We start from the raw sequence: 25,435 nt of genomic DNA on the forward strand, positions 1-25,435 counted from the left end.
ACGCAGCATGCGGTGGTTTGAAACCATCACCTGTATGACGATCCCGAAGGGTCGACCTTCATCTCCAGCACAGCACGACAATCACGAGCATTCCAGCTTCTACATCAGAACCTCACAATCATCTTCAGGACACACGGTGCCGGCGGCACAGGGGGTGGAGGTTCTTGGTGTTGGTGGCGCCGCCGTGTTCCCAGCGGGTGGTGTGGTCGAGGTCGCAGGTCTTGGCGCGGCGGCGGCAGCCGGGGAACAGGCAGCGGGTGTCGCGGGCTTTGACGTAGCGGTCCAGTGCCGCGCTCGGCTTCCTGGTGGGGACCGCGGCCGGGACGGGTTCGATCGGGTCGGTCAGGAGCGGGGTCCAGTCGCCGGGGCGGTAGGTCTTCTCCCCGCGCGTCCGCAGCCACCCGGTGCTCGGGTCGAACACGAGCCTGCGCCAGGTCGACCCGGTGCGAGACGCGATGTCTCGGGCGAGTGGGGCGGGGATCGGGCCGTGCCCGTGCAGCTCGCCGGGCTCGGTGCCGCCGAGCAGGGTGTCCGCGGACACGGTGACCTCGACCCGCGCGGCGGGTGGTGCGTGGCCGGGGAGGGTGCCGAGGAGGAGGTCGGCGACGGTGTCGGCGCGCCGCTGGTCCAGCGTCCGCTCATCGCCTGTCGTGGCGGTGCGGGCGAGGTCGTCGACGCGGGTCCACGCGGCGGCGGCGGTGTCGCCGGCCATGATCGTGGTGAACGCCGACACCCCGTCGGGCAGTGGCTTCACCCACGCCGCCCGGTCCCTGACCCGCCACGCGGCCCGGTCCTGGGCGCCGGCGGGGTCGACCGCCATCACCGCGCGGCGCAGCGCGGCACGGAACTCGCTCAGCGACTGCTCCGGCGCCTTGGGCAGCACCCGCTCCTCCACCGCCACCGCCAGGCCCGGGGACAGGGCCTGGGTCTCGTCGGCCAGGGCCCGCAGGTGCCAGTACGTGACCTGGCCGCGCGCCAGCAGACCGAGGGTCGCGGTGAACACCGCGGTCGCGGACTCCGCGACCGCCAACCGGGAATGCACCGTGCCGTCCGACAGCCGCAGCAACGGCGCGAGCTCACCGCGGGTGTCGTGATCCCCACCGGGATCATCGCCATACTCGAACGCGCCCAGGAGGTGCTGCTGCCGCGCGGCGAGCGCGGCCTCGCACCGCTGGTACAGCCCCACCATCCGCAACCGCGAGTCATGCGTCACCGCGGCGACGTCGACCGCGTCCAGGACCCGCTGCATCTCCGCACCGGGCGCCAGGGCCCCAGCGGCGACCACGTGCAGGTCACCCACCGTCAACCAGACCCGCTACGTGACTGGGAGGTCCTGACATGACCAGTAAGTTCACCGAGCTTGCGATCGACTGTGCCGATCCCCACGGTCTCGCCCGGTTCTGGTGCTCGGTCCTTGGCTACGAGGTGCAAGACGAAGACGACGGAGTTGTCACCATTGGCTCGCCTCTGGTGCCTGACGGCAAGAACCGCCTTGGCCCGGTGCCACCGACGGTGACATTCGCGCACGTGCCCGAGGGCAAGACCGTCAAGAACAGGCTCCACCTCGACGTCAACCCAACCGACAGGGAGCAAGACGAAGAGGTCCGTCGCCTGCTCGACCTGGGTGCTCGACACGACGACGTCGGCCAAACCGGCGACGAGAGCTGGGTCTGTCTTGCCGACCCAGAAGGGAACGAGTTCTGCGTCCTTGCGGGCCGCCACCCCTGATCGGAGACCCGTGTCTGTAAGGGATCCCGCTACGGGCTGGTCGGCGCGGACGCGGTAGCGGGTCTGTCAGCGCCGCCGACGTGCGTGTTCGTGATGGATGTGCTGCAGGTGTAGCTGATGCTGGCGCCGGTGGGTGCCACCGGTGATGCTCGCCGCCCGTAGCTGGATGTGCTCCTGGTACTGCGGGCATTCGCCGAGCTCCTCGTGGACGCGGCCCAGCACGTGGTGCAGGAACGCCTTGACGTGGGTGGCGTCTTCGATGATTCGCTCCAGCTCGGCGATTCGCTCGGCTGCGACAGCCTTTGCGCTCCCGACGCTGGCGGACGGCTGCAGGGCGAGCTCGCTGATCTCCCGCAGGGTGAATCCGGCCTCCTGCCAGAAGTCGATGGCTGCCAGCTGGCGCACACCGTCGGCGATCGCCGCGGTCCTGCTGACCATCTTCGCCGGACTCGAGTTGCGAGTCCGGCACCCACTCCTGGACCTGCGGCTGTTCGGACTCCCCGGCCCGCGTGACTGCCTCTCGGACCACAAGAACTCCGGCCCCGTACATCACCATCAGCAGCGGGAGGAGCAGCCAGGTGAGCGGCACCGCGACCGCCGTGAACGTCAGCTCCGCGCACAACGTCGTCAGCAACACCAACGTCCACGCGCAGCACGCAACCGTCCCCGGTCCGGTGGAGTAGCGTTCTGAGCCCCGCTACCTACCTGCATGCTTGCTCTCCTCGGTGTCGGACTTCAGCGCGGGTCATGGCTGTGTAGTCCTTGAGCTCGACGACGTTGGCCACTCTGTCCATGCCTCGGCCGACCAGGCGTCTCGGCAGGTACGGCAGCATCCGGACGGACTGGTTGCGCAGCCAGAGCTTCGCTCGTGAGTCCGGCATCAGGCCGCCGTCACCGGCGCCGCGGGCGAACTCGTGGGCGTGGCTGACGAACTCGCGCATCTCCCGCTCATAGGTGGCATAGGCGAGGCGATGGTCACCATTTGCCGCAGCGAGTTCGCCGGCCAGTATGTACGCGCCGACAAGCGCCAGGCTGGTACCGATGCCGGACATCGGCGAGGCGCAGTAGCCGGCATCCCCGAGCAGCACTATCCGACCGCGTGACCAGGTATCCACCTGAACCTGGTTGACCCTGTCGAAGTAGAAATCAGGCGCGTCCCAGATCGTGGACAGCATCCGAGGGATCTCCCACGCCTCCTCCTCGAAGGCGCGGATCACCATCCGTTTCTGCTCATCGATGTCACGCCTGTCGTACTGCAGTGGCGCCGAGGGCAAGAAGAACCCGGCCAACGCCGCGCCGGGCTCGGGCTGTGGGTAGAGACCGGCTGTCCTTCCAGGCCGGCCGTTGCCGCCGGGCATGGTGTACATCAGCTGCCAACCGTCGAGGTCCAGTGCGGTCGTGGTGGTGAAGAGCGACACGTAGCAGCCGAGGTCGCGGATGTAGCGCTCCTCTGGGCCGAACACCAGGCGGCGGACGTTGGAGTGCACGCCGTCCGCACCGACCAACAGGTCGAACCGCCTGGACGCACCCGTCTCGAACTCGACGTGGACGCCGTCGTCGTCCAGCTCGGCCGCCGTGATCGAATCTCCGAAGACGTACTCGACGTCGTCACGGCTCGCGTCGTAGAGGATCCGAGCCAAGTCGGTGCGCAGAATCGCCATCTCGGCGATGGGGCCGCCCGAGTCTCCGAACACCTCGGTGCTTAGCGTCGCAACCCTCTTGCTCTTGTGATCGACGAACGCCATGCCGCGTGCTCCGGTGTGCGCCTTCCTGACCTGGGGAATGATGCCGGTCCGCTCAGCCACCTGTCTGGCCGTACCGCGGATGTCGACTGCGTGACCACCGCTACGAGGCGCGGGCGCACGTTCCACCACGGTCGCGTGGAACCCGAACCTGTGGAGCCAGTACGCCAGGGCGGGTCCTCCGATCCCGGCACCGGAAATGAGGATGCTGCGGTTCTTCATGGGTCTCCCTGCTGTGTCGTCGCAGCCGATGGCACGGTGTGCGTACGGCGTATCTGCGGTCTCCGTACACCGTCGACCGTAGCGACGGAGTGCTGCTCTCTGCTAGAGAAACACGGGATTGGTGTCCTAGGTCGATCAGGAATTGAACTAGTACACTTCTCGCAGGCAGTGACCTCATCGATGGAGAGGGAGGGCCCCGGTGTCGTCGTCGACGCAGCGACCGGATCCGCCATACCGGGCGATCGCCGCGGAGATCCGTGCTCGGATCATGACCGGCAAACTGCGACCCGGAGATCGGGTGCCCTCCGTCCGGCAGATCGCCCAGCGATGGGGCGTTGCTGTCGCGACCGCAACCAGGGTGACCGCGACCCTCCGCGACGAGGGGCTGGTCGAACCGCGGGTCGGGTCCGGCACGGTGGTCAGCGCACACAGCAGTCACAGGCAGCCGGCCAGCCCGACCGCGCCCAACCTGGCCACGTCACCGACGCCACGGCAGGCGGGTCTCTCCGATCAGGCGATGAACCGGAAACACCTGCTGCGCACCGCGATCACGATCGCCGACACCGAGGGACTCGACGCGGTGTCGATGCGACGACTCGCGGCCCACCTCGGCGTCGGTCCGATGTCGCTGTACCGACACGTGGCGAACAAGGACGACCTGCTGATCCAGATGGCCGACAGGGCGTTCGGCGAAATCGACCTACCCGAGCCGGGCCCGGAAGGGTGGCGCGCCAAACTCGAGCTGATCGCCCGCCAGCAGTGGCAGCTGTGCCGACGACATCTCTGGCTACCCAGGACCGTCTCGTTCACCCGACCCTTGCTCGTGCCCAGCATGATGGCGCACACCGAGTGGACGCTGCGCGCACTCGACGGGCTCGGGCTGCCCCTGACCACACGGATGCGCGAAGCACTCACTCTGCATGCACTGGTCCTCACCGTTGCTCTGTCCATGGCGGATGAAGCCGAAGCGGAGCAGAACACCGGCGTCACGCTCGACCGGTGGAGCGCGACACAACGAACACGAGCGCACGAACTGCTCAACAGCGGACGATTTCCACTGCTGGCAACAATTCCAGAAGGCACGGCACGGGACCTGGACCGATTGTTCGAATACAGCCTTGCCCGTCATCTCGACGGTTTCACCGCCCTGGTGAGACGTGACGATGCAAGGTGAAGAGAGGCCCAACCCGTGGCCAACACACGGACATCCGGTGGCGCGGGCGACGCAGGTCGGGTTCCATGGCACCCATGCCCCGGAGACTCACTCGGGCGGTCGTCGCCTTCACCGCGACCACCGCACTCCTGCTGACGGCAACCCCCAGCGGGGCCACGGCCGAGCCGCGCCACGTGAGTGGGTACGGGCCGTGGCACGCCAGGCTTCTCGGCGAGCACGTCGTCGGCAAGGACGTCGTGGTGGACGGGACGCGGGTGGGGGAGCTGTCGTCCATCGACTACGACCGGCGGACGGGGGCGTACTACCTGATCGCCGACGACACCGAGCTGGCGCCGGCGCACTTCTACACCGTCCGCATGCGGGTCTCGGGCAACGGTGTCAGCGGTGTCCGGTTCGCGCGGTCGACGTGGATCCTACGAACGGACGGCACGGTGTTTCCGGCGCTGTCCGGTGACGGCACCGAGCTCGCCGACCCGGAGTCGATGCGGGTCGATCCGCGGACCCGCACCCTGTACTGGGGGAGCGAGGGCAAGCGGGAGGTCGCGGCAGACGGCTCGGCGGAGCTGGTGGACCCGTGGGTGCGGCAGATGACGGTCGGAGGCAGAAACCTTCGACAGCTCGCGACGCCGGAGAACATGCGGATGACTGCGACCGAGGCCGGGCCGCGACGCAACCTGGTGTTCGAGGGGCTCACCCTGACGGCCGACGGTCGCCAGGTGGTCGCGTCGGCCGAGGGTGCGCGGTACGAGGACGGGCCGATCGCCATGACCGGGCACGGCGCGGTGAACCGCCTGACGTGGTGGGACAGGCGCAGCGGGCGTGCGGTGCGTCAGCTCGCGTATCCACTCGACGCGATACCCGTCGCGCCCGAGCCGCCGTCGGCGGCGGCCGACAACGGCATCAGCGAGATCCTCGCCGTCGACCGGTGGCGCTATCTCGTCGTGGAGCGCTCGTTCGCCAGCGGGGCCGGCAACAGCATTCGCGTCTACGAGGTCGACACCCGCGGCGCGACGAACGTGCTGCGCCGCACGTCGTTGTCGAGCGGCGACTATGCGCCGGTACGGAAGCGGCTCGTTCTCGACCTCGGCGCGGTCGGCCTCGAGCATGTCGACAACATCGAGGGCGTGACGTGGGGCCCGCGCCTGCCGACGGGCGAGCACAGCCTGGTGTTCGTGTCGGACGACAACTTCAACGACGTGCAGGTCACCCAGCTCGTGACCGTCGCCGTCCGGCCCAGCCGCTGACGTCAGGACGCGTCGCTCACCGTGCTCATGTTGAAGTCGGCCACGCGCAGGGTCGGCATGGCGGTGCGGGTGAAGTAGTCGCCGAGCTCGCGTGCCAGCGTGCGGCGGGTGCCGCCGATCTCCAGGATGCGGCGCAGCATCTCGACGGGGCTCTCGTTGAAGCGGAAGTTGTTCACGGCCCCGACGACCTCGCCGCCTTCGACGAGGTAGACGCCGTCGCGGGTGAGACCGGTGAACAGCAGCGTGCGCGGGTCGACGGGACGGATGTACCAGAGGCTCGTGAGCAGCAGGCCGCGCGAGGTGTTCGCGACGACGGCGTCGGTGTCGACTGTGTCGTCGCCGCCCTCGGCGATCAGGTTGTCGACGGCGAACGTGGCGGGGCTGTCGGTGAGCGACGCGGTGTGCCGGGTCTGCAGCAGGGCGGACAGCGTGCCGCGGTCGATCCACGACACCGGACCGATCGGCAGTCCGTTGTCGAAGACGGAGTCGGCGGCGGACGAGCTGCGGGCGACGACGAACGGGCACGACCGCAGGCCCGGAGCGGCGGGATCGGACCGCAGGGTGAACGGTGTGTCGCCGAGGCGTTCGCCGATGCGGGTGCCGCCACCGGTGGCGGAGAACACCGAGCGGCCGTCGTGCGCGTCGCGGGCCGCGGAGGACGCGTAGAGGTACACGTAGAGGTCGGCGACCGCGGACGGGGGCAGGACGGTCTCGTAGCGACCGGCGGGCAGGTCGACGCGCCGCTTCGCCCAGTCGAGCTTGGTGACCAGGCCGGCCTCGAGCGCGTGCGCGTCGACGTCGGAGAAGTCGTCGGTGCCGACGCCCGTCCACACCGAGCGCGCGTAGTCGGCGGACTTGACGTTGAGCTCCAGCCGCCCGGTCGGCTGGTCGTGGCGCAGGCGCACGCCTGTGCCCGTGCCGAGGAAGGTGGAGGTGAGGTCGTGCTCCGCGAAGCCGAAGAGCAACCTGCCCTCGTGCGACGCCTGCGTGAACGCCTCGCCGAGCTGGGGCGCCAGCGACCCGAACACCCGGACGGACGTCTCGGCGGGTGGGTCGTCCCACGGCCCGGCGGGCGCGGTGTCGTCGGGGCGGGCGAGTGGACGCGCGTCGTCGGCGGCCGTGCCGGTGCGCGCGGCGTGCTCGGCCTCGCGGACGACGGCCTCGATCTGGTCGGCGGTCGCGCCGCCGCGCGCGATCGTGCCGACGGCGGTGCCGCGCTCGCCGCCGACGGTCGCGATGACGGTGAGGGTGCGCGAACGGCTCACCCCGTTGGTCGTCAGCGAGTTCTCCGCCCAGCGGAGGTCGGCATGGCTGTGCTCGTCGGCGACGACGACGCAGCCGTCCGCCGTGCTGAGCGCGAGCGCGCGCTCGACGGTCTCCTGTGGCGTCACGCGCTGTTCTCCTCGCCGGTGTTGAGGACGTTGATCCCGCGGAACAGTGCGCTCGGGCACCCGTGGCTCACCGGCGCCACCTGGCTCGGTTGTCCCTTTCCACACTGGAACGTGCCGCCGAGGACGTAGGTCTGCGGCCCGCCGACGGCCTCCATCGCCCCCCAGAAGTCCGGCGTGCGCGACTGGTACGCGAAGTCGCGCACCTGCCCGGCGAGCCGCCCGTCGCGGATGGCGTAGACGCGTTGGCCGGTGAACTGGAAGTTGTACCGCTGCATGTCGATCGACCAGGACCTGTCGCCGACGACGTAGAGCCCGCGCTCGACACCCGCGATGAGCTCCGCCGTCGAGGGTCCGCCGGCTGCGTGCCGCAACGACACGTTGGCCATGCGCTGCAACGGCACGTGCCCGGCCGAGTCGGCGTACGCGCAGCCGTTGGAACGGCCGAGATCCTTCAGAGCGGCCATCCGGCGATCGAGCTGGTAGCCCACGAGCACGCCGTCGCGGACGATGTCCCAGCTGCCGGCCGCCACGCCCTCGTCGTCGTAGCCGACCGTCGCGAGACCGTGCTCGGTCGTCCGGTCGCCGGTGACGTGCATGGCGGGGGAGCCGTAGCGCAGGGAGCCGAGCTTGTCGAACGTCGCGAACGTGGTGCCGGCGTACGCGGCCTCGTAGCCGAGCGCGCGGTCGAGCTCGGTGCCATGACCGATCGACTCGTGGATCGTGAGCCACAGGTTCGACGGGTCGATCACGAGGTCGAGGCTGCCGGACTCGACGGGCGGCGCCTGGGCCCGCTCGGCGAGATGGTCCGGCAGCTCGGCCAGCTCCGTGGCCCAGTCCCAGCCGGTGCCCGTGACGTACTCCCACCCCCGCGCGGCCGGTGGCGCGAGCGTACGAACGTCGGTGAACTGCGCGTCGTCGACGGCGACGACGGTGAGCTCGGGGGCCACCCGGACCCGCTGCTGCGTCGTGACGGTGCCGGCGAGGTCGGCGTAGAACTTGCTCTCCCGCACCGCGAGGAAGCTCGCGTCGACGTGGTCGACGCCGGGCCCGGCGAGCAGTGCGCGGCTGCGTTCAGCAAGCACCTCGACCTTGTCCGCGGTCGGCACCTCGAACGGGTCGACCTCGTAGGGGGACACCCAGGTCGCGTCCTCGTGCACGGGCTCGCCGGCGAGCTCGACCGGCCTGGTGTTGAGCGGCCGGCTCGTCCTCGCGACCTCGACGGCTCGCTCCGCCAGCACGACAGCCGCCGCGGGGTCGACGTCGACGCCCGCGGCGAACCCCCAGGTGCCGTCGTGGAGGACCCGGACCGAGACGCCGACGTCGCCGGAGTCGGACGCGCCCTCGATCCGCGCGTCGCGCAACCTGATCCGCTGCCGGCGCACGCGCTCGACGCGGACCTCGGCGTGGGACGCGCCGAGGTCGCGGGCGCGCTGACGTGCGGCGTCGGCGATCGCGGAGAGGGGGAGCGCGAGCAGCTCGGGGTCGATCGCCGCGGGGGAGTCGTTGGCCACGCCCCGACCCTAGTAGGACGCCGGCTGATAGCGTCCACGCGTTCGGTGATCGAGCGGTCGGCAGGAGGTCGAAGGTGGGGCGCACCGTCCTCGTCACGGGCGGCAACCGCGGCATCGGACTCGCGATCGCGCGGGCGTTCGCCGACGCGGGCGACACCGCGGTGGTGACGCATCGCGGCGGCGAGCCGCCGGACGGCCTGGCCGGCGTCCGTTGCGACGTCACCGACACCGGTCAGGTCGACAGGGCGTTCGCCGAGGTCGAGGAGCGCTTCGGCCCGGTCGAGGTGCTCGTCGCCAACGCCGGCGTCACGAAGGACCAACTGCTGCTGCGGATGTCCGAGGACGACTTCGCGTCCGTCGTCGACACCAACCTCACCGGCACCTACCGGGTGACCAAGCGCGCGTTGCGGGGGATGATCCGGGCGCGGCACGGGCGCATCGTGCTGGTCTCGTCCGTCGTCGCGCTCCTCGGTTCGCCCGGTCAGAGCAACTACGCGGCGTCCAAGGCGGGACTCGTTGGGTTCGCGCGGTCACTCGTCCGCGAGCTCGGCCCACGCGACATCACGGTCAACGTCGTGGCTCCCGGGTACGTGGAGACCGCCATGACCGCCGACCTGCCCGCGGAGCGGCAGGCACATTACAAGCAGCAGATCCCGCTCGGTCGCTACGCCTCGACCGGCGAGGTCGCGGCCGTGGTGCGGTGGCTGACCAGCGACGACGCGGCGTACGTCACCGGTGCCGTGCTGCCGGTCGACGGCGGACTGGGAATGGGGCACTGACGATGGGCATTCTGGACGGCAAGACGATCCTCGTGGCCGGGGTCACGATGGACACCTCGCTCGGCTTCGGCGTGGCGAGGGTCGCGCAGGAGGAGGGTGCGCGGGTCATCATCACGAACTTCGGCAGGGCCCTTTCGATCACGCGGCGGATCGCGAAGCGCCTGCCGGTCGAGCCGATCGTCCTCGAGCTCGACGTGTCGGACGAGGATCACCTCGCGAGCCTCGCCGACCGCCTGGGCGAGCACGTCGACTCACTCGACGGCGTCATGCACTCGATCGCGTTCGCGCCGCAGTCATGCCTCGGCGGCGACTTCCTGGAGGCGCCGTGGGCCGACGTCGCCGTCGGGCTCCAGGTGTCCGCCTACTCACTCAAGGCGCTGACGGCCGCGGCGCTGCCGCTGCTGCGCGAGGGCGGCTCCGTCGTGGGGCTGACCTTCGACGCGAGCGTCGCGTGGCCCGCCTACAACTGGATGGGCGTCGCGAAGGCCGGTCTGGAGTCGACCGCCAGGTACCTCGCGCGCGACCTCGGCCCGCGAGGCATCAGGGTCAACCTCGTGTCCGCCGGGCCTACCCGCACGCTGGCCGCCAAGAGCATCCCCGGGTTCGACGAACTCGAGGCGGGATGGGATGGGCGCGCGCCGCTCGGCTGGGACAACACCGACATCACGCCGACGGCCCGCACCTGCGTCGCGCTGCTGTCGGACTTCTTCCCGAAGACGACGGGCGAGATCGTCCACGTCGACGGCGGCTATCACGCCATGGGTGCCTGAGCCCTGAGCCGTCTACTCCCAGACGAGATCAGGTCGCCGCGGGCGGCTTACATGTGTGCATCTGGTCATGCGCATCTGCTGTCGGCTCCCCGAGTTCGGCCGGTTGATGCGTGGATCAACACGAGTTTCCTGTCCATGACAGGCTAACCAACTGGAATTACCAGCGCAAGGCCCAACGTCACCGAGAGACGACGGAACGTGAGTTTCCGGGCAGTGACCTACGTGCAGTGCTTCTAGGTGCAGTGCCCTTCGAGGCAGATGAGGTCGGGCGGGCAGTCGGCGTCGAGGCCGCAGTCCTCGTCCGGCCCCGGACGCACGGAGGTGCGCTGGGCGAGGCGTGCCGCGAGCTGGTCGACGAGATCGTCCGACGGACGTGTCTCGGTGGGCTCGAGCGGCTGCGTCATGCGAAAACCATGCCTCCTGGGTCCGCGGACGTCAACGCGCCCGCTCACTGGGGGTGGTCGTGCGGGGGCGGCTGCGGGCGACCGCGGCCCTGGCCTTGGCCGAGATGCCGGCGTCGAGGACGGCGTCGCTGTCGATGAGCGCGGTGAGCAGCCAGGTGCGGATCGCGGTGACGTGCTCGGCCGCGGCGCGCCTGGCGCCGTCGGGGTCGTGACGTGCGATCGCGTCGACGATCCGCCGGTGGTCGGTGCCCTCCGGCACGTTGGTCGGTTCGAGGCGGCGAGCGATCACGAAGGCCTGGTGCAGCTTCAGGTGCAGGTCCGCGAGCAACAGGTCGAGCTCGCGGTTGTTGCCGAGGGCCGTGAGCCTGCGGTGGAAGCGGTAGTGGGCGAGGATCTCCTCGGAGTTCGCCCAGGTATGTCCGGACGCGTCGACGGCGAACGCGGCAAGCTTCTCCAGCTCGCCCGGATAGCGCTGGCTGCCGATGGCCGCCTTGGCCGCCGCCATGGGTTCGAGCACGCTCTGCAGGTCGAGCAGGTCGCGAGCCTCGCGAACGGTGACCGACCGGATGCGGTAGCCGGACCGCGGCGTCGCGGTGATCCAGCCCTGCCGGCGCAGGACGGCGAGCGCCTCCCGTACCGGCGTCTTGCTCATGCCAAGCAGCTCTGTCAGCTCGCCCTCCGACACCCAGGCACCCGGTGCGAGCTCACCGGTGACGATCCGGCGCTTGAGCGCGCCGATCGCCTCGTCGCTCAGGAGCACCGGCGTCTCCTGGATCCGCGCGTGGCTCACCCCGTGGTCTCCTCGGTCCGTGCGACGGCACCCTGATATGACCAGTGCCAGGATTGATGGTGCCACCATTGCCCTACCGGACGCCAATGCGCAAGGGTTCGCGCATGGTCCCGGTGCTCACGCGCGACGAGTACGTCGCCCTCGCGCGCGGTCGCGGCGCCCCCTTGCTCCTCCAGATGGAGGCGCCGTGGTGCGGCGACTGTCATCTCGCACTCCCGGAGCTCGAGGCGGTCGCCGAGCGGTACGGCGACCGGCTGACGGTGCTGCGGCTCAACGCGGACGCCGATTCGCGCCTGCGTGAGGAGTTCGGCCTGCAGGGCTACCCCACCTATGTCTTCGTCGAGGACGAGCGCGTGACCGCGTCGTGTCTCGGCGCTCCCGAATTCGGACTCACCCGGCTGGTCGAGATCATCGTTCCGTGATCGTACGGGTTCCCGAGGCCGCCGGCGTCGATATCTGGGCAGTGGCGGGCGACGGCCGCAGACTGGCCGGCACGGGCAGCGGCACGCTCGACGTCCCCGACGGTGCCGTCCTCGAGGTCAGGGGCCGCCGGCGCAGGCAGGCGCGCCTCGCCTGGCTCGCGGAGCTCGACGTCCCCGTCGTGTCGGTCGACGTCCAGCGCTCCGAGGTGGCGGCCTTCGACCTGATGGCCGTGGCGTCGATCCCCCATCTCGCGGTCCTGACGGCGGCCGGCGCGGGCATCGACGGGCCGACGGTGGCCGCGATCGCCCGCGCTCCGTCGCTCGCGGTGCTCCAGCTGGCCGCGCCGAACCTGCGCCGCGGAGACCTGCTCGCCTTGCGTACGGCCCTGCGGCTACGCCAGGTGCGCCTCGACGTGCCCCACGTCCCGCCCGAGGAGGTCGTGGAGGCGGTGGGCGAGCGGTCGCTCGTCGCGTTCGGTATGTCCCAGCCGCGGTTGACGGCGCTGCTGCTCGACCGGGTGTTGGCGCTCTGGCCGTTGCGCGAGCTCTCCGTCGCGGTCCAGTACGTCGACTCGGCGACCATGTCGGCGTTGCGGCGGCTCTCCGGCCTGAGGCAGCTGGCGATCGACGGGGGCTGGACCGAGTTGACCGCGTGGGACGTCACCGCGCTTGTCACGGGCCTGCCCGAGCTTGCCGAGTTCGACCTCAGCGAGTCCGGGCGGCAGGTGTCACCCGACCTGCTGATCGGCGCGTGGTGGGTGCGGCCGGGCCTGCGGATCAACGGCCTGGCCATGGACGCCGCCTCGACCGGCCGCTTCGTCGAGCGCTGGCGGCTGGGCGAGGCCTGACGGCGACCCGCTCAGGGCTGGTCCTCGGCATCGGCGGCCTCGACCTCGTCGCGCGGGATGCCGAGCAGGAAGAGCAGCGAGTCGAGGTAGGGCAGGCTCAGGGACGTGTCGGCGGCCGCGCGGAGCGCGGGCTTGGCGTTGAAGGCCACGCCCAGGCCCGCCCGCTGGATCATGTCGAGGTCGTTCGCGCCGTCGCCGATAGCGACGGTCTGCCGCAGCGGGACCCCGGCGTCCGCGGCGAACCGTTCGAGCAGGTCGGCCTTGGCGGCGCGGTCGAGCAGCGGTCCGGTGAGCTCCCCGGTGAGCCGGCCGTCGACGACCTCGAGGGTGTTCGCCGCGACGTAGTCGATGCCGAGCTCGGCGGCCAGCGGCGCGATGACCTGGGTGAACCCGCCGCTCACGACTGCAATCCGGTGGTCGAGGCGGCGCAGCGTGCGGACGAGTGTGCGGGCTCCCGGAGTGAGTCGCAGCTGCGCGCGCACGTCCTCCAGGACGCTCTCGGGCAGCCCGGCCAGCAGGCGTACGCGTTCGCGTAGCGACTCCGCGAAGTCGAGCTGCCCGGCCATCGCGGCCGCGGTGATCTCGGCGACGCGGGGACCGCAGCCGGCGTGCTCGGCGAGCAGCTCGATGACCTCGTCCTGGATGAGTGTGGAGTCGACGTCCATGACGACGAGACGCTTGCCGCGGCGTTGCAGCCCGGACGGGTGGACGGAGACGTCGACGTGCTGCGCGACGGCCTCCTCGGTCAGGGCCGCCTTGAGCGCCTCGGCGTCCGCGCCCGACACCTCGAGCTCGATGGCGGTGCAGGGGTAGCGGGCGAGGCGCAGGATGCGGTCGATGTTCGCGCCGAGCGACGCGGTACGCCCCGCGATGGCCGCCACGGCACCCGGGCGCAGGGGAGCGCCGAGCAGCGTGACGTGCAACCGGTCGCTGCGCCGCGGATCGTTGTCGCCGGTACCCGGGGTCAGGTCGATGTCGACGCCGAGCTCGGACGCGACCTGATGGAGCCGCTTGGCGAGCCCGTTCTCCGGGTCGGGCGCGGCGAACAGGATGCCGAGGACGATCCACCCGCGGATGACGATCTGCTCGACGTCGAGGACCTCGACCTCGCCCTCCTCGGCGACGCCGGCGAACACCTGCGACAGCAGGCCGGGACGGTCGCGACCGGTGAGGGTGACGAGGAGGGTGCGGGACGCGTCGGTCTCCGGGCGGGGCGAAGGAACCTCCATGGTCCCTGCACGCTACCCGCGGCCGCTGCGCCGCCGCCGCCGACCCCGGGTGGTGCGGAGGGACCCCACGTGGACGCATCGCATTGGCTATGGCACATACGACGCCGCCACGTGGGAGTCGGCCGCGCTACTCCGCGCCGTGCTCGGTCACGGAGTTGTACGCCGCGACGCGGGCGCGGCGTACGGCGCGTTCGAGGTCGCGCAGGGCGGAGCGGCGTGCGTCGGCCTCCCACGTGCTGACCGCGCCGCCGTCGTCGGCGAGGCCGACGGCCGAGATGGCGGCCAGGCGCGCGGCCTGCGCGGCGACCCGCAGCGCGCGCGGCGGGTACCCGGGCGCGAGGGTGAGGCGGTCGCTGCCGCCGCGCCTGATGCCGGCGAGTGTCGCCGCGGCGCCGGGGTTCCACGTCGCGACGTCGAGGTCGAGGAGCGCGTCGGCCGCGTCGCGCAGAGTCAGGGCAAGGTGCTGCTCGGCCTCCGCCAGCGTCGGCGTCGCGCCGGTTGCCCGGGTCAGCCGGTGGCGGGTCCAGCGCAGGCCGGTGTACGACGATCCGCGCGCGTCGGCGGTCGGGACGAGCCCGGTGGCGTCGTCGCGGAGCTCGACGAGCACCGCCTCGCCGGCCTCGATGGCGCTGGCGTTGAAGTCCGCGGGGCCCGCCAGGCCGAGCGGGTCGCCCGGCGCCGGCAGCGCGAGCCGGAAGGCGGCGAGACCCCGGCCGCGGAGGTCGCCGAGCACCTGGCGCAGGGGCGTCTCAGCAGCCGTCGCGCCGGCGGTGACGACCTGGGCGCCGTGGGTCCGTTCGAGCGCGTCGACGACCTCGTCGAGGCCGCAGTGTCCGAGCAGCCAGGCGTTGCCCCAGCCGACCAGGTCGGCCGAGGCCGGGCACGAGATCTCCGGTGGCGCCACCCGTCGAGGATAGGCGCCTGTGTCGTACGTTTGTGCCGTGCGGCAGGGGGCGACTGCGAGAGGATGTCATGACGGGATCGACCGGGTGCGCCCCAGCGGAGGAGGCCGTCGCGCATGGATGACGTGCTGCGGCTCGACTCCGTGTCCGTCGTCAGGAACGGTGCGACCCTGCTCGACGAGCTCAGCTGGAGTATCCGCGAGGGAGAACGCTGGATCGTCCTCGGTCCCAACGGCGCGGGCAAGACGACGGCGATGCGCCTCGCGGCCGCCCAGCTGTTCCCCACGAGCGGCACCGTCGACATCCTCGGCGAGCGGATGGGCGCGGTCGACGTCTTCGAGCTGCGGCCGCGGATCGGCGTGACCAGCTCCGCCGTCGCCGAGCGCATCCCGCCGGGGGAGCGCGTCCGCGACATCGTCATGACCGCCTCGTACGCCGTCATCGGCCGCTGGCGCGAGCAGTACGACGGCGCCGACGAGGGCCGGGCGCTCGAGCTGCTGTGGCAGCTCGGCTGCGGGCACCTGGCCGACCGCACGTTCGGCACCCTGTCCGAGGGCGAGCGCAAGCGGACGCAGATCGCCCGCGCACTGATGACCGATCCCGAGCTGCTGCTCCTCGACGAGCCCGCCGCCGGCCTCGACCTCGGTGCGCGCGAGGACCTCGTCCGGCGGCTGTCCGGGCTCGCCGCCGACCCGTACTCACCCGCGAGCGTCCTCATCACCCACCACGTCGAGGAGATCCCACCCGCCTTCACCCACTGCCTGCTGCTGCGCGACGGCCGTTCCGTGGCGCAGGGGCCGATCGGGGAGGTCCTCACCGCGGAGTCGCTGTCGAAGTGCTTCGGGGTGTGGCTGCGGCTCGACCGGATCGACGACAGATGGGTCGCCCGAGGTGCGCCGTGACCAGTCCGTTGTCCCCTGTGAGGGTCGGATCCGCGTAGGCTGCAGGTGTGAACTTCGACGCCTGGGTGTGGTGGCTGATCATCGCTGCCGCCCTCGGCATCCTCGAGGCGGTCACCCCGGTTCTCGTATTCGGCATGCTCGCGGTCGCGGCGGTGGCCGGCATGGTCCTGGCACTCGTCGGACTGCCCGTCGGCCTGCAGATCCTCGGGTTCTGCGTGGCGGCGATCGCGACGCTCGGTGTCGTCAGGCCGATCGTCAGGAAGTACTCGCGGTCGCGTCCAGGTGAGCGCTCCGGCGTCGCCAGGCTGGTCGGGCAGGACGCCCTGGTCCTCGAACGCGTCGACGCCCACGACGGACGGGTCAAGGTCGGCGGTGAGGTCTGGTCGGCGCGGGCGTACGACCCGAGTCTGGTGCTGGAGGCGGGCTCCATGGTGCAGGTGATCGAGATCGACGGCGCGACCGCGCTCGTCTACGGCACGGGAACGGAGCTCGAGCAGTGACCGCAGAAATCATCGCGATCATCGTGGTGGCGCTGGTCGTCATCGTCACCCTGGCGCGGACGGTACGGATCATCCCGCAGCAGCGCGCTGGTGTCGTCGAGCGGCTCGGCAAGTACAACCGCACGCTCGAGGCCGGGCCACGGCTGATGATCCCGTTCTTCGAACGGATCAGGACCATGGCCGACCTGCGCGAGCAGGTGGTGCCGTTCCCGCCGCAGCCGGTCATCACCCAGGACAGCCTGAGCGTGAACGTCGACACGGTCGTCTACTACACCGTCACCAACGCGCGCGATGCGACGTACGAGATCGCCAACTTCATCCAGGGCATCGAGCAGCTCACCATCACGACGCTGCGCAACGTCATCGGCTCGATGGACCTCGAGCGCACGCTGACCTCGCGCGAGGAGATCAACAACGCGCTGCGCGGCGTCCTCGACGAGGCGACCGGCAGGTGGGGCGTCCGGGTCAACCGGGTCGAGCTGCGCGCGATCGACCCGCCGCCGACCATCAAGGACGCGATGGAGAAGGCGATGCGCGCCGACCGCGACAAGCGCGCCGCCATCCTCAACGCCGAAGGCACCAAGCAGTCCCAGATCCTGACCGCCGAGGGTGACCAGCAGTCGGCCATCCTCCGTGCCCGCGGTGAGGCGGAGGCCACGGTGACCCGCGCCGAGGGCGAGGCACGGGGACAGGCCCTGCGCGCCAAGGGCGAGGCGCAGGCGATCGAGACCGTGTTCGAGGCGATCCACGAGGGCGACCCGGACTCCAAGCTGCTGTCGTACCAGTACCTCCAGATGCTGCCGAAGCTCGCCCAGGGCGACGCGAACAAGTTGTGGATCGTGCCGAGCGAGCTGAGCAAGGCGCTCGAGGGCCTCGGTGGCGTCGTGGGCGCGTTGACCGGTGAGACCGACGAGGAGAAGGCGACCGCCGCCGACCGTTCGGCGAAGAAGGACGCGCGGGTGGCCGAACGCAAGCGCCAACGCGCGACCGGTGCCGAGCTCGCCCAGGCCATCGAGCAGCTCGGTGCCCCCGCCGTCGGTCCGGTGGCCGGTGACGTCGCGCGCCGGCCGGACGACGCCTCAAGCTCGGAGTGACGCCCCTGGAGGGCGCGGCCATCCTCGGAGCGGGAATCGCGGCGGGCGGCATCAACACGATCGTCGGGTCGGGCTCGCTGGTGACGTTCCCGACGTTGCTCGCGCTCGGGTACCCGCCGGTCGTCGCCAACGTGTCCAACACCGTCGGCCTCGTCCTCGGTGGGGTGAGCGGCGCGATCGGCTACCGCAGGGAACTCGCCGGGCAGCGCCGGCGGATCATCGAGCTCGGCGTCGCCGCGGTCCTCGGCGGGATCACCGGAGCGGCCCTGCTGCTCCTGCTCCCCGAGTCGGCGTTCGGCGCGATCGTGCCCGCGCTGATCCTCGTGGGCGTCGTGCTGGTGATCCTGCAGCCGAGGATCAACGGGTGGCTGGCGAAACACCGCGAGGCGGACCACGACCGGGTGGTCCCGATGCTCATCGGCGCGTACCTCGCCTCGGTGTACGGCGGCTACTTCGGCGCCGCGCAGGGCGTGATCCTGATGGGCGTGCTCGGCATCTTCGTGCACGACCACATGCAGCGACTCAACGCCGCGAAGAACGTCACGACCACGATCGTCAACCTCGTGGCGGCGATCGTCTTCATGATCGTGGCCGACGTCTCCTGGGCCGCGGCGGGACTGATCGCGGTCGGCTCGATCATCGGCGGCCAGCTGGGCGCGCGCGTCGGTCGCAGGCTGCCGCCCCTGGCCCTGCGCATCGTCATCGTCGTCGTGGGCCTGGCGGCGATCGCGAAGCTGCTCCTCGACTGACAAGTCAGGGGGCGGGCACGTGCTGGCCCTTGCCCAGCACGACGACGCCGCCGGCCGACACGGTGAAGCCGCGGGCCTCGTCCTCCGCGCGGTCGACGCCGATTCGCACGCCCTCGGGCACCACGACGTTCTTGTCGAGGATCGCCCTGCGGATCACGGCATGCCGACCGATCTGGACGCCCTCCATGAGCACCGACTCGCTCACCTCGGCCCACGAGTTCACCCGGACGAGGGGGGACACGACGGACCGTTCGACATGGCCACCGGAGACGATCGCGCCGTGCGACACGATCGAGTCGACCGCCATGCCGGTGCGGTCGGTGGCGCTGAAGACGAACTTCGCGGGCGGGTAGGGCGGGTTCCCCGTGAGGATCGGCCAGTCGTGGTTGTAGAGGTTGAAGAGCGGGTTGACCGAGACGAGGTCCATGTTGGCCTCGTAGAACGAGTCGAGCGTCCCGACGTCGCGCCAGTAGCCGGACTCGCGGTCGGTCGCACCGGGCACGACGTTGCGTGCGAAGTCGTACACGTGCGCGTCGCCCGACTCGACGAACGCCGGGATGATGTCGCCGCCGAGGTCGTGCCTGCTGTCCCTGTCCTGGGTGTCCGCGGTGACGGCCTGCACCAGGGCCTCGGTGGTGAAGACGTAGTTGCCCATCGACGCGTAGATCTGGTCGGGGGCGTCCGGCAGGCCGACGGCGTCGGTGGGCTTCTCCCGGAACGACGTGATGCGGCCGGACCCGGCGTCGGCCTCGATGACGCCGAACTGGTCGGCCTCGGCGAGCGGCTGGCGGATCGCCGCCACCGTGACCCCGGCGCCGCTCGCGATGTGCTCGTCGAGCATCTGGCGCGGATCCATCCGGTAGACGTGGTCGGCGCCGAAGACGATGACGTAGTCGGGACGCTCGTCGCTGATCAGGTTGAAGTTCTGGTAGATCGCGTCGGCGGAGCCGAGGAACCACCGCGGTCCGACGCGCTGTTGCGCGGGCACGGGCGAGACGTAGTTGCCGAGCAACGACGACATGCGCCACGTCAACGTGATGTGGCGGTCGAGGCTGTGGTTCTTGTACTGGGTGAGCACGACGATGTGCAAGAACCCGGCGTTCGCGAGGTTCGACAGGACGAAGTCGACGAGGCGGTACATGCCGCCGAACGGGACTGCGGGCTTGGCCCGGTCGGCCGTGAGCGGGAGGAGGCGGTTGCCTGCGCCGCCGGCGAGGACCATCGACAAGACCTTGGCCATGCCGCACACCCTAGTTTCCGCGGTGCGGTCTCGCGCAGGCGAGTACGCTCCGTGCCATGACGCTCCGAGTGGACCTCATGACGAGGGAGTACCCACCCGAGGTCTACGGCGGCGCGGGGGTGCACGTCGAGTACCTCGCGCGCGAGCTCGCGCGGCTGCCCGCCGCTCCCGACGTCCGGGTGCACTGCTTCGGCGCGGAACGCGACGCCGCGGGCGTGACCGCGTACCAGCCGTCCGCCGAGCTCGCCGACGCGAACGCCGCGCTGCGGGTCATGGGCGTCGACCTCGCGATGGGCGCCGGCGCCGAGGGCGCGGACGTCGTCCACAGCCACACGTGGTACGCCTCGCTCGGCGGCCACGTCGCGAAGCTCCTGCACGGCGTGCCGCACGTCGTCACGACGCACAGCCTCGAGCCGCTGCGACCGTGGAAGGCCGAGCAGCTCGGCGGGGGATACGCGCTGTCGTCATGGTGCGAGCGCACCGCACTCGAGTCCGCGGACGCCGTGATCGCCGTGTCCGCGGGCATGCGTGCCGACGTGCTGCGCTGTTATCCGCGCGTCGAGCCCGACCGGGTCACCGTCGTGCACAACGGCATCGACACCGAGGAGTACGCACCGGACACCGGCATCGACGTGCTCGGTCGCCTGGGCATCGACCCCGACCGGCCGAGCGTGGTGTTCGTCGGCAGGATCACCAGGCAGAAGGGGCTGCCGTTCCTGCTGCGCGCCGCCCAGGGTCTCGACGGCGACGTCCAGCTCGTCGTGCTCGCGGGCGCACCCGACACCGCGGAGATCGGCGCCGAGGTCAGCGGCCTGGTCGCGAAGCTGCGCGCCGGCCGCGACGGCGTCGTGTGGGTCGACCGGATGCTGCCGAAGAGCGACGTGATCCAGGTACTCAGCCACGCCACGGTGTTCTGCTGCCCGTCGGTGTACGAGCCGATGGGCATCGTCAACCTCGAGGCGATGGCCTGCGAGACGGCCGTCGTCGCGACCGCGACGGGCGGCATCCCCGAGGTCGTCGCCGACGGCGAGACCGGGCTCCTCGTGCCGATCGACCAGGCCGACGACGGCACGGGCACCCCGCGCGACCCCGACCGCTTCGTCGCCGACCTGCACGACGCCCTCGCCGCCGTCCTCGCCGACCCGTCGCGAGCGGTCGCGATGGGGGAGGCCGGCCGCCGCCGTGCGATCGAGACGTTCGGCTGGTCCGTCATCGCCGAACGCACCCGCGACGTCTACGCCTCGCTCGTGGGGGCGTGACGACGCGGTCGGCGAATCCGGTTTGCCACTCGCGGTGGTCGCCTGGCATGCTCGACGACGTGGAGAGCTGAGCACCGATCGTCCCGCGTCCGCGGCCATGCCCGGCGGGTCATCTCGTCCCGAACGGTGCTCCCATGTCTTCCCCTTCCGCGTCCGTGCGTGCCGCCGGACTCCTCATGTCGTACGGCGACCGCCGCGTCGTGGACCTGCGCGAGCTCGTCGCCGGTGCCGGTGAGCGGCTCGGCGTGGTCGGCGAGAACGGCTCGGGCAAGTCGACCCTGCTGCGGATACTCGCCGGGCAGGAGGAGCCGGACGCCGGCACCGTCACCGTCCACGGCGCCGTCGGACACCTGCCGCAGCAGATCGACCTGGCGCCTGGCCGCACCGTTCGCGACCTGATCGAGGACGCGCTGCGCGACCTGCGCGGGGTCGAGGAACGGCTGCGCGTGCTGGGTGACCGGCTGGCGTCCGACCCGGGCGACGGCGTGCTCGACGCGTACGCCGAGGCGCTCGCCGAGGCGGAGAACCGCGAGGTGTGGTCGGCCGACACGCGCGTCGAGGCTGCGTTCGCCGGGCTCGGCGTCGGCGACCTCGACCGTGACCGCGCACTCGGCACACTGTCGGGCGGCCAGCGGTCGCGGCTCGCGCTCGGCGCGCTGCTGGTCCGGCGTCCCGAGGTACTGCTGCTCGACGAGCCGACCAACCACCTGGACGACGCCGCGCTCGTGTACCTGGAGGAGGTGCTGACGGGCTGGCCGGGGGTGGTCGTCGCCGTGAGCCACGACCGGGCGTTCCTCGACGCCGTGTGCACGTCGATCCTCGACGTCGACCCCGCACGCGACGGCGCGACGCGGTACGGCGGGCGCTATACCGACTACCTCGTGGCCAAGGCCGCGGAGCGTGCCAGGTGGGAGCAGGCGTTCGCGGAGTGGCAGGACGAGACGAACCGGCTGGAGCGCCTCGCCAGGGGCACGTCGCACCGTGTCGCACACAACCGCGGCCCGACGGACAACGACAAGTTCATCGTGAAGTTCAAGGGCGCGCGCGTCGACTCGGCCGTCCGGACGAGGGTGCGGGACGCCCAGCAGCGCCTCGAGGTACTGCGCAGGGAGCGGGTACCGAAGCCGCCGAAGCCGCTGCGCTTCTCGCCACGCGAGGACCGGGGGACGAGCGAGGGAGTCGCCGTCTCCGTCCGCGACGTGGAGGTGCCGGGCCTGCTGGTGGTCGACGCGTTCGACGTCGCCCACGACACCAGGGTGCTTGTCACCGGGCCGAACGGCGCGGGCAAGTCGACGTTGCTCGCGCTGCTCGCCGGCGAGCTGGAGCCGGCGCGGGGTCGGGTGCTGACCCGCAAGGGGACACGGGTCGGTCGGCTGGCGCAGGACGTGCGGTGGAGCGACCCGGGCCGCAGCGCCGCCGCGGCGTTCGCGGCGGGACGTCCGGGCGCGCCCGAGGAACACGTCTCCGCCCTGCTCGACGTCGGGTTGCTGCATCCCCGGGAGCTGCGGACGCCGGTGGGCCGGCTGTCGGTCGGCCAGCAGCGCCGGCTCGCGCTGGCGCGGCTGCTCGCTGACGACCCCGAGGTGCTGCTGCTCGACGAGCCGACCGACCACCTGTCGCTCGCCCTCGTCGAGGAGCTGGAGGACGCCGTCGGCCGGCGACGTGGTCCCGTCGTGCTCGTCAGCCACGACCGGTGGCTGCGCCGGCGCTGGACGGGCGACGCCGTCGAGATCGTCGGCGGACGCCTCAACGCATGATGCGAACGATCGTGCCATACTGGAGCGGTGGACAAGGGCGCGCAGACCAGGCAGGCGATCGTCGGCACCGCCGTCGAGGTCGCGTACCAGGTCGGGCTCGGCGGCCTCACGATCGGCTCGCTCGCCGAGCGGCGCCAGATGTCGAAGAGCGGCCTGTTCGCCCACTTCCGCTCGAAGGAGGCCCTGCAGCTCGCGGTGCTCGGCCACGCGCGGGAGACGTTCACCGACCTGGTCGTCCGTCCCGCCCTGTCCGTCCCCCGAGGTGAGCGGCGGGTCCGCGAGCTGTTCGAGCGCTGGGTCGTCCTGGGCCGCGACCGGGTGCCCGGCGGATGCCTGTTCGTCAAGGCCGCCACGGAGTTCGACGACCAGCCGGGCCCATTGCGTGAGCAGCTGGCGCAGGACCACCGCGACCTGCTCGACGCGATCGCCCAGGTCAGTCGCACGGCGGTGGCGTCGGGGGAGTTCCGCGCCGACCTCGACGTCGACCAGTTCGCGCACGACCTGTACGGCGTGATGCTCGTGTACTACCTGACCCTGCGGCTGCTCGACGACCCGGCGGCCGAGACGCGTACCCGGACGGCGTTCGAGGCCCTTCTGACCTCGTCCCACGCCTGACCCTCACGAAGGAGAACCCGATGACGATCACGACCAAGTCGGATGTCAGGAAAAGCACGACCGTTCGTACACCGATCGAGGTACCCGGCCCGCTGCGGGCGGCGTTCGGCGTCCTCGACCGGGTGGCGCCGGGCGTCGCCGGGCGCTGGGCCGCGCGGCTGTGGTGCACCCTGCCGGCGGGTCGAGGACGGCGTAGGGACGACCGGCCGGCTCTCCCCGGCGACCGCCGGATGCTGACGACGCGGCGGGGCTGGCGGCTGGCCGTCGAGGCGTGGGGCCCGGCCGCGGCCGCTCCGGTGTACCTCGTGCACGGGTGGGGCGGCTGGCGCGGACAGCTCGGCGCCCTCGTCGAGCCGCTCGTCGCGGCCGGTCACCGGGTCGTCGCCTTCGACACCCCGAGCCACGGCGAGTCGGATCCCGGTGACCTGGGCGCTCGCCGCAGCACGGGCGCGGAGTTCGCGGACGCGCTCGTCCCGGTGGTGGCCGCATACGGACCGCCTGCCGCGGTCGTCGGCCACTCGCTCGGCGCCGCCGGCGTGGCCCTCGTCGCCCGTGACGGGCTCGTCGTGCCGCGGCTCGTGCTGGTCGCGCCGGCGGCGTACCCGCTGGGCGGGCTGTCCGACCTCCGCGCCGCGCTCGGGTTCGGCGAGCGCACCGAGCGCGCGTTCACGCGGCGCCTGGAGCGGCTCGCCCGCCGGCCGCTCGACGACTTCGTGGTGCCCGACCTCGCCGACCGGTGGATGCCGCCGCGGACCCTCGTCATCCACGACACCGACGACCGGGAGGTGTCCGTGCGCGAGGGCAGGGCGCTGGTCGCCGCCTGGCCGGGCGCCCGCCTGGTCGAGACGTCGGGCCTCGGCCACCAGCGCATCCTCCGCGACCCGTCCGTCATCGCGCAGGCGGTGTCGTTCGTCGGGCGTTAGCCGCTGCCGGGGCGGCGGGTCTGGCGGGCGGCGAAGGCCAAGGCGACGATCCCGGCCGCGAGGCCGACCACGACCCACAGGGCGTTGTCGAGGCCGTGGGCGTCGGCGAGGAAGCCGATGAGCGGCGGGCCGATGAGGAAGTCGCCGTAGCCGACCGTCGAGACCGCGGCGATCGCGTCGGCAGGGCGCCGGCTGCCGTCGCCGGCCGCGCTCATCGTGGCCGGGAAGACGATGGAGATGCCGAGTCCCCACAGTGCGGCGCCCGCGAGGCCGGCGGGCAGGCCGGGGAGCGTGAGGGTGCAGACGACGCCGAGGGCCGCGACCGCGCCGCTGGCGCGCAGGGCGTTGGTGCGGCCGAGCCTCTCGATGGTGGTCGTGCCGATGAACCTGCCCGCGGTCATCGCGATCGTGAACGTGGTGAACGCCGCGGCGGCCACGCCGGGGCTCGCGTCGCGCTCGTCGGTGAACAGCAGGGCGAGCCAGTCAGAGGCGGCACCCTCGCCGACGGTGCCGCACAGGGTGAGCAACCCGATGAGCAGTAGCCGCACGTCGAGCACCTTCCACGCGGGCAGGTGCGTGCCCTCCTCGGACGGGGTGACCGCGCCCTCGGGGCCGTCGCCGCGGTCGGGCAGGTACCGCGACACCGCGACGAGGGTGACCACGAACACGAGGGTGCCGGCCACCGCGAGGTGTGCGCCGACCGGCAGGTGCAGGCTCGCGACGAGAGCCCCTGCCGCGGCGCCGACGATGCTGCCACCGCTCCAGCAGGCGTGGAACCTCGGCATCAGCTGGCGCCCGAGCAGGCGCTCGGCGTAGTGACCCTGGATGTTCATCGCGACGTCCCAGACACCCCAGCTCAGGCCGGCGAGGGCGAACGCGAGGCCGAGGGCGACGACGCTGGGCGCGAGGCCCGCCGCGGTGAACATGACCGCGGCGAAGATCGCGGTGGCGGTGACGACCGTACGGCTGCCGAACCTGCGCACCAGCATGCCGGTGGCCGGCATCGAGAGCAGCGAGCCGCCACCGATGCACAGCAGGGCGAGTCCGAGCGCGGCCGGTCGCGCGTCGACCTGGTCGCGGATCGCGGGGATGCGGGTGACCCAGCTGCCGTACAGCGCGCCGTTGCTGCCGAACACGACCGCCGTAGCGATCGCCGCGGTACGCGCGCCGCGGCGCATGGCCGTGGTGCTTCCCCCGTCGGATCCCGTCACCGACCCAGACTGTCATCTCCCGCGGACGG

General features: G+C 71.5%; 25 protein-coding genes and 1 pseudogene. 15 read left to right on the forward strand and 11 right to left on the reverse strand.

What is annotated here, in order from left to right:
• Positions 1–124: 124 nt before the first annotated feature.
• Positions 125–1,306, reverse strand: coding sequence for a DUF222 domain-containing protein (locus tag GEV10_12965; protein MQA79367.1), 1,182 nt, complete (start codon positions 1,304–1,306; stop codon positions 125–127).
• Positions 1,307–1,338: 32 nt separating this feature from the next.
• Here GEV10_12965 and GEV10_12970 point away from each other — a divergent pair, with 32 nt between their 5' ends.
• Entirely contained in the window at positions 1,339–1,728 is a 390-nt protein-coding gene (locus GEV10_12970; GenBank protein MQA79368.1) for a VOC family protein, read from the forward strand.
• Between the two features lie 66 nt (positions 1,729–1,794).
• Here the strand turns inward: GEV10_12970 and GEV10_12975 are convergent, their stop codons facing one another.
• The 3 genes and pseudogenes from GEV10_12975 to GEV10_12985 form a co-directional block, all read right to left on the reverse strand.
• Positions 1,795–2,166 carry a MerR family DNA-binding protein gene (locus GEV10_12975; protein ID MQA79369.1) on the reverse strand — a complete coding sequence of 124 codons (372 nt, stop codon included), beginning with the start codon at positions 2,164–2,166 and terminating at the stop codon, positions 1,795–1,797.
• A gap of 61 nt (positions 2,167–2,227) precedes the next feature.
• Positions 2,228–2,439, reverse strand: a pseudogene (locus GEV10_12980) (hypothetical protein).
• Positions 2,430–3,692, reverse strand: coding sequence for a hypothetical protein (locus GEV10_12985; protein ID MQA79370.1), 1,263 nt, complete (start codon positions 3,690–3,692; stop codon positions 2,430–2,432). Before GEV10_12985 ends, GEV10_12980 begins: the two are co-directional and overlap by 10 nt.
• A 199-nt stretch (positions 3,693–3,891) precedes the next feature.
• Between GEV10_12985 and GEV10_12990 the strand changes: the two genes are divergently transcribed.
• Together GEV10_12990 and GEV10_12995 are read left to right on the forward strand one after the other, a co-directional pair.
• Entirely contained in the window at positions 3,892–4,866 is a 975-nt protein-coding gene (locus GEV10_12990; GenBank protein MQA79371.1) for a GntR family transcriptional regulator, read from the forward strand.
• Positions 4,867–4,940: 74 nt separating this feature from the next.
• Positions 4,941–6,110, forward strand: coding sequence for an esterase-like activity of phytase family protein (locus GEV10_12995; GenBank protein MQA79372.1), 1,170 nt, complete (start codon positions 4,941–4,943; stop codon positions 6,108–6,110).
• Between the two features lie 2 nt (positions 6,111–6,112).
• Here the strand turns inward: GEV10_12995 and GEV10_13000 are convergent, their stop codons facing one another.
• Positions 6,113–7,501: a TldD/PmbA family protein gene (locus tag GEV10_13000; protein MQA79373.1), complete on the reverse strand. Its 1,389-nt coding sequence runs from the start codon at positions 7,499–7,501 to the stop codon at positions 6,113–6,115.
• On the reverse strand, positions 7,498–8,988 hold the full coding sequence (locus tag GEV10_13005) for a TldD/PmbA family protein (protein MQA79374.1): 1,491 nt from the start codon (positions 8,986–8,988) through the stop codon (positions 7,498–7,500). Before GEV10_13005 ends, GEV10_13000 begins: the two co-directional genes overlap by 4 nt.
• Before the next feature lie 98 nt (positions 8,989–9,086).
• On the opposite strand from GEV10_13005, the gene GEV10_13010 reads away from it, so the two are divergent.
• Positions 9,087–9,791, forward strand: a complete 705-nt coding sequence (locus GEV10_13010; GenBank protein ID MQA79375.1) for an SDR family oxidoreductase — start codon at positions 9,087–9,089, stop codon at positions 9,789–9,791.
• Between the two features lie 2 nt (positions 9,792–9,793).
• Positions 9,794–10,561, forward strand: a complete 768-nt coding sequence (gene fabI / locus GEV10_13015; GenBank protein ID MQA79376.1) for an enoyl-ACP reductase FabI — start codon at positions 9,794–9,796, stop codon at positions 10,559–10,561.
• A 435-nt stretch (positions 10,562–10,996) separates the two neighbouring features.
• On the opposite strand, the gene GEV10_13020 is transcribed toward fabI, so the two are convergent.
• Positions 10,997–11,824 carry an FCD domain-containing protein gene (locus tag GEV10_13020; protein MQA79377.1) on the reverse strand — a complete coding sequence of 276 codons (828 nt, stop codon included), beginning with the start codon at positions 11,822–11,824 and terminating at the stop codon, positions 10,997–10,999.
• On the opposite strand from GEV10_13020, the gene GEV10_13025 reads away from it, so the two are divergent.
• The gene (locus GEV10_13025) at positions 11,812–12,177 is read left to right on the forward strand and encodes a hypothetical protein (protein ID MQA79378.1); all 366 of its coding nucleotides are present in this window, start codon (positions 11,812–11,814) and stop codon (positions 12,175–12,177) included. The genes GEV10_13020 and GEV10_13025 overlap by 13 nt on opposite strands.
• On the forward strand, positions 12,174–13,025 hold the full coding sequence (locus GEV10_13030; GenBank protein ID MQA79379.1) for a hypothetical protein: 852 nt from the start codon (positions 12,174–12,176) through the stop codon (positions 13,023–13,025). The genes GEV10_13025 and GEV10_13030 overlap by 4 nt, the downstream gene beginning before the upstream one ends.
• Positions 13,026–13,036: 11 nt before the next feature.
• Here the strand turns inward: GEV10_13030 and serB are convergent, their stop codons facing one another.
• Positions 13,037–14,254 carry a phosphoserine phosphatase SerB gene (gene serB / locus GEV10_13035; protein ID MQA79380.1) on the reverse strand — a complete coding sequence of 406 codons (1,218 nt, stop codon included), beginning with the start codon at positions 14,252–14,254 and terminating at the stop codon, positions 13,037–13,039.
• A 127-nt stretch (positions 14,255–14,381) separates the two neighbouring features.
• The gene (locus tag GEV10_13040) at positions 14,382–15,143 is read right to left on the reverse strand and encodes a hypothetical protein (GenBank protein MQA79381.1); all 762 of its coding nucleotides are present in this window, start codon (positions 15,141–15,143) and stop codon (positions 14,382–14,384) included.
• A 129-nt stretch (positions 15,144–15,272) separates the two neighbouring features.
• On the opposite strand from GEV10_13040, the gene GEV10_13045 reads away from it, so the two are divergent.
• The 4 genes from GEV10_13045 to GEV10_13060 are packed head-to-tail and all read left to right on the forward strand — an operon-like array spanning position 15,273 to position 18,401.
• Positions 15,273–16,058, forward strand: a complete 786-nt coding sequence (locus tag GEV10_13045; protein MQA79382.1) for an ATP-binding cassette domain-containing protein — start codon at positions 15,273–15,275, stop codon at positions 16,056–16,058.
• 47 nt (positions 16,059–16,105) lie between these two features.
• A complete protein-coding gene (locus GEV10_13050; protein MQA79383.1) occupies positions 16,106–16,558 on the forward strand; it encodes an NfeD family protein in 453 nt (150 codons plus the stop codon).
• Positions 16,555–17,652, forward strand: a complete 1,098-nt coding sequence (locus tag GEV10_13055) for an SPFH/Band 7/PHB domain protein (protein ID MQA79384.1) — start codon at positions 16,555–16,557, stop codon at positions 17,650–17,652. The genes GEV10_13050 and GEV10_13055 overlap by 4 nt, the downstream gene beginning before the upstream one ends.
• On the forward strand, positions 17,649–18,401 hold the full coding sequence (locus GEV10_13060) for a TSUP family transporter (GenBank protein ID MQA79385.1): 753 nt from the start codon (positions 17,649–17,651) through the stop codon (positions 18,399–18,401). Before GEV10_13055 ends, GEV10_13060 begins: the two co-directional genes overlap by 4 nt.
• Before the next feature lie 4 nt (positions 18,402–18,405).
• On the opposite strand, the gene glgC is transcribed toward GEV10_13060, so the two are convergent.
• Positions 18,406–19,641, reverse strand: coding sequence for a glucose-1-phosphate adenylyltransferase (glgC, locus tag GEV10_13065; GenBank protein ID MQA79386.1), 1,236 nt, complete (start codon positions 19,639–19,641; stop codon positions 18,406–18,408).
• A 56-nt stretch (positions 19,642–19,697) separates the two neighbouring features.
• Between glgC and glgA the strand changes: the two genes are divergently transcribed.
• The 4 genes from glgA (at position 19,698) to GEV10_13085 (ending at position 24,195) form a co-directional block, all read left to right on the forward strand.
• Positions 19,698–20,900, forward strand: coding sequence for a glycogen synthase (glgA, locus tag GEV10_13070; GenBank protein ID MQA79387.1), 1,203 nt, complete (start codon positions 19,698–19,700; stop codon positions 20,898–20,900).
• A 134-nt stretch (positions 20,901–21,034) separates the two neighbouring features.
• Complete coding sequence (locus GEV10_13075) at positions 21,035–22,657, forward strand: ATP-binding cassette domain-containing protein (GenBank protein ID MQA79388.1); 1,623 nt, start codon at positions 21,035–21,037, stop codon at positions 22,655–22,657.
• 27 nt (positions 22,658–22,684) lie between these two features.
• A complete protein-coding gene (locus tag GEV10_13080; GenBank protein ID MQA79389.1) occupies positions 22,685–23,272 on the forward strand; it encodes a TetR family transcriptional regulator in 588 nt (195 codons plus the stop codon).
• 20 nt (positions 23,273–23,292) lie between these two features.
• A complete protein-coding gene (locus GEV10_13085; protein ID MQA79390.1) occupies positions 23,293–24,195 on the forward strand; it encodes an alpha/beta fold hydrolase in 903 nt (300 codons plus the stop codon).
• On the opposite strand, the gene GEV10_13090 is transcribed toward GEV10_13085, so the two are convergent.
• Entirely contained in the window at positions 24,192–25,406 is a 1,215-nt protein-coding gene (locus GEV10_13090) for an MFS transporter (protein ID MQA79391.1), read from the reverse strand. The two genes, GEV10_13085 and GEV10_13090, sit on opposite strands and share 4 nt — an antisense overlap.
• Positions 25,407–25,435: the final 29 nt, after the last annotated feature.

The organism is Streptosporangiales bacterium, from assembly GCA_009379955.1.
Classification (GTDB): domain Bacteria; phylum Actinomycetota; class Actinomycetes; order Streptosporangiales; family WHST01; genus WHST01.

Bases quoted from the DNA above. Each gene is read 5' to 3' on its own strand.
- GEV10_12970 (MQA79368.1), top strand. From the start codon at position 1,339: ATGACCAGTAAGTTCACCGAGCTTGCGATCGACTGTGCCGATCCCCAC.
- GEV10_12975 (MQA79369.1), bottom strand. From the start codon at position 2,166: ATGGTCAGCAGGACCGCGGCGATCGCCGACGGTGTGCGCCAGCTGGCA.
- GEV10_12985 (MQA79370.1), bottom strand. From the start codon at position 3,692: ATGAAGAACCGCAGCATCCTCATTTCCGGTGCCGGGATCGGAGGACCC.
- GEV10_12995 (MQA79372.1), top strand. From the start codon at position 4,941: ATGCCCCGGAGACTCACTCGGGCGGTCGTCGCCTTCACCGCGACCACC.
- fabI (MQA79376.1), top strand. From the start codon at position 9,794: ATGGGCATTCTGGACGGCAAGACGATCCTCGTGGCCGGGGTCACGATG.
- GEV10_13025 (MQA79378.1), top strand. From the start codon at position 11,812: ATGGTGCCACCATTGCCCTACCGGACGCCAATGCGCAAGGGTTCGCGC.
- GEV10_13020 (MQA79377.1), bottom strand. From the start codon at position 11,824: ATGGTGGCACCATCAATCCTGGCACTGGTCATATCAGGGTGCCGTCGC.
- serB (MQA79380.1), bottom strand. From the start codon at position 14,254: ATGGAGGTTCCTTCGCCCCGCCCGGAGACCGACGCGTCCCGCACCCTC.
- GEV10_13045 (MQA79382.1), top strand. From the start codon at position 15,273: ATGGATGACGTGCTGCGGCTCGACTCCGTGTCCGTCGTCAGGAACGGT.
- glgC (MQA79386.1), bottom strand. From the start codon at position 19,641: ATGGCCAAGGTCTTGTCGATGGTCCTCGCCGGCGGCGCAGGCAACCGC.
- glgA (MQA79387.1), top strand. From the start codon at position 19,698: ATGACGCTCCGAGTGGACCTCATGACGAGGGAGTACCCACCCGAGGTC.
- GEV10_13075 (MQA79388.1), top strand. From the start codon at position 21,035: ATGTCTTCCCCTTCCGCGTCCGTGCGTGCCGCCGGACTCCTCATGTCG.
- GEV10_13085 (MQA79390.1), top strand. From the start codon at position 23,293: ATGACGATCACGACCAAGTCGGATGTCAGGAAAAGCACGACCGTTCGT.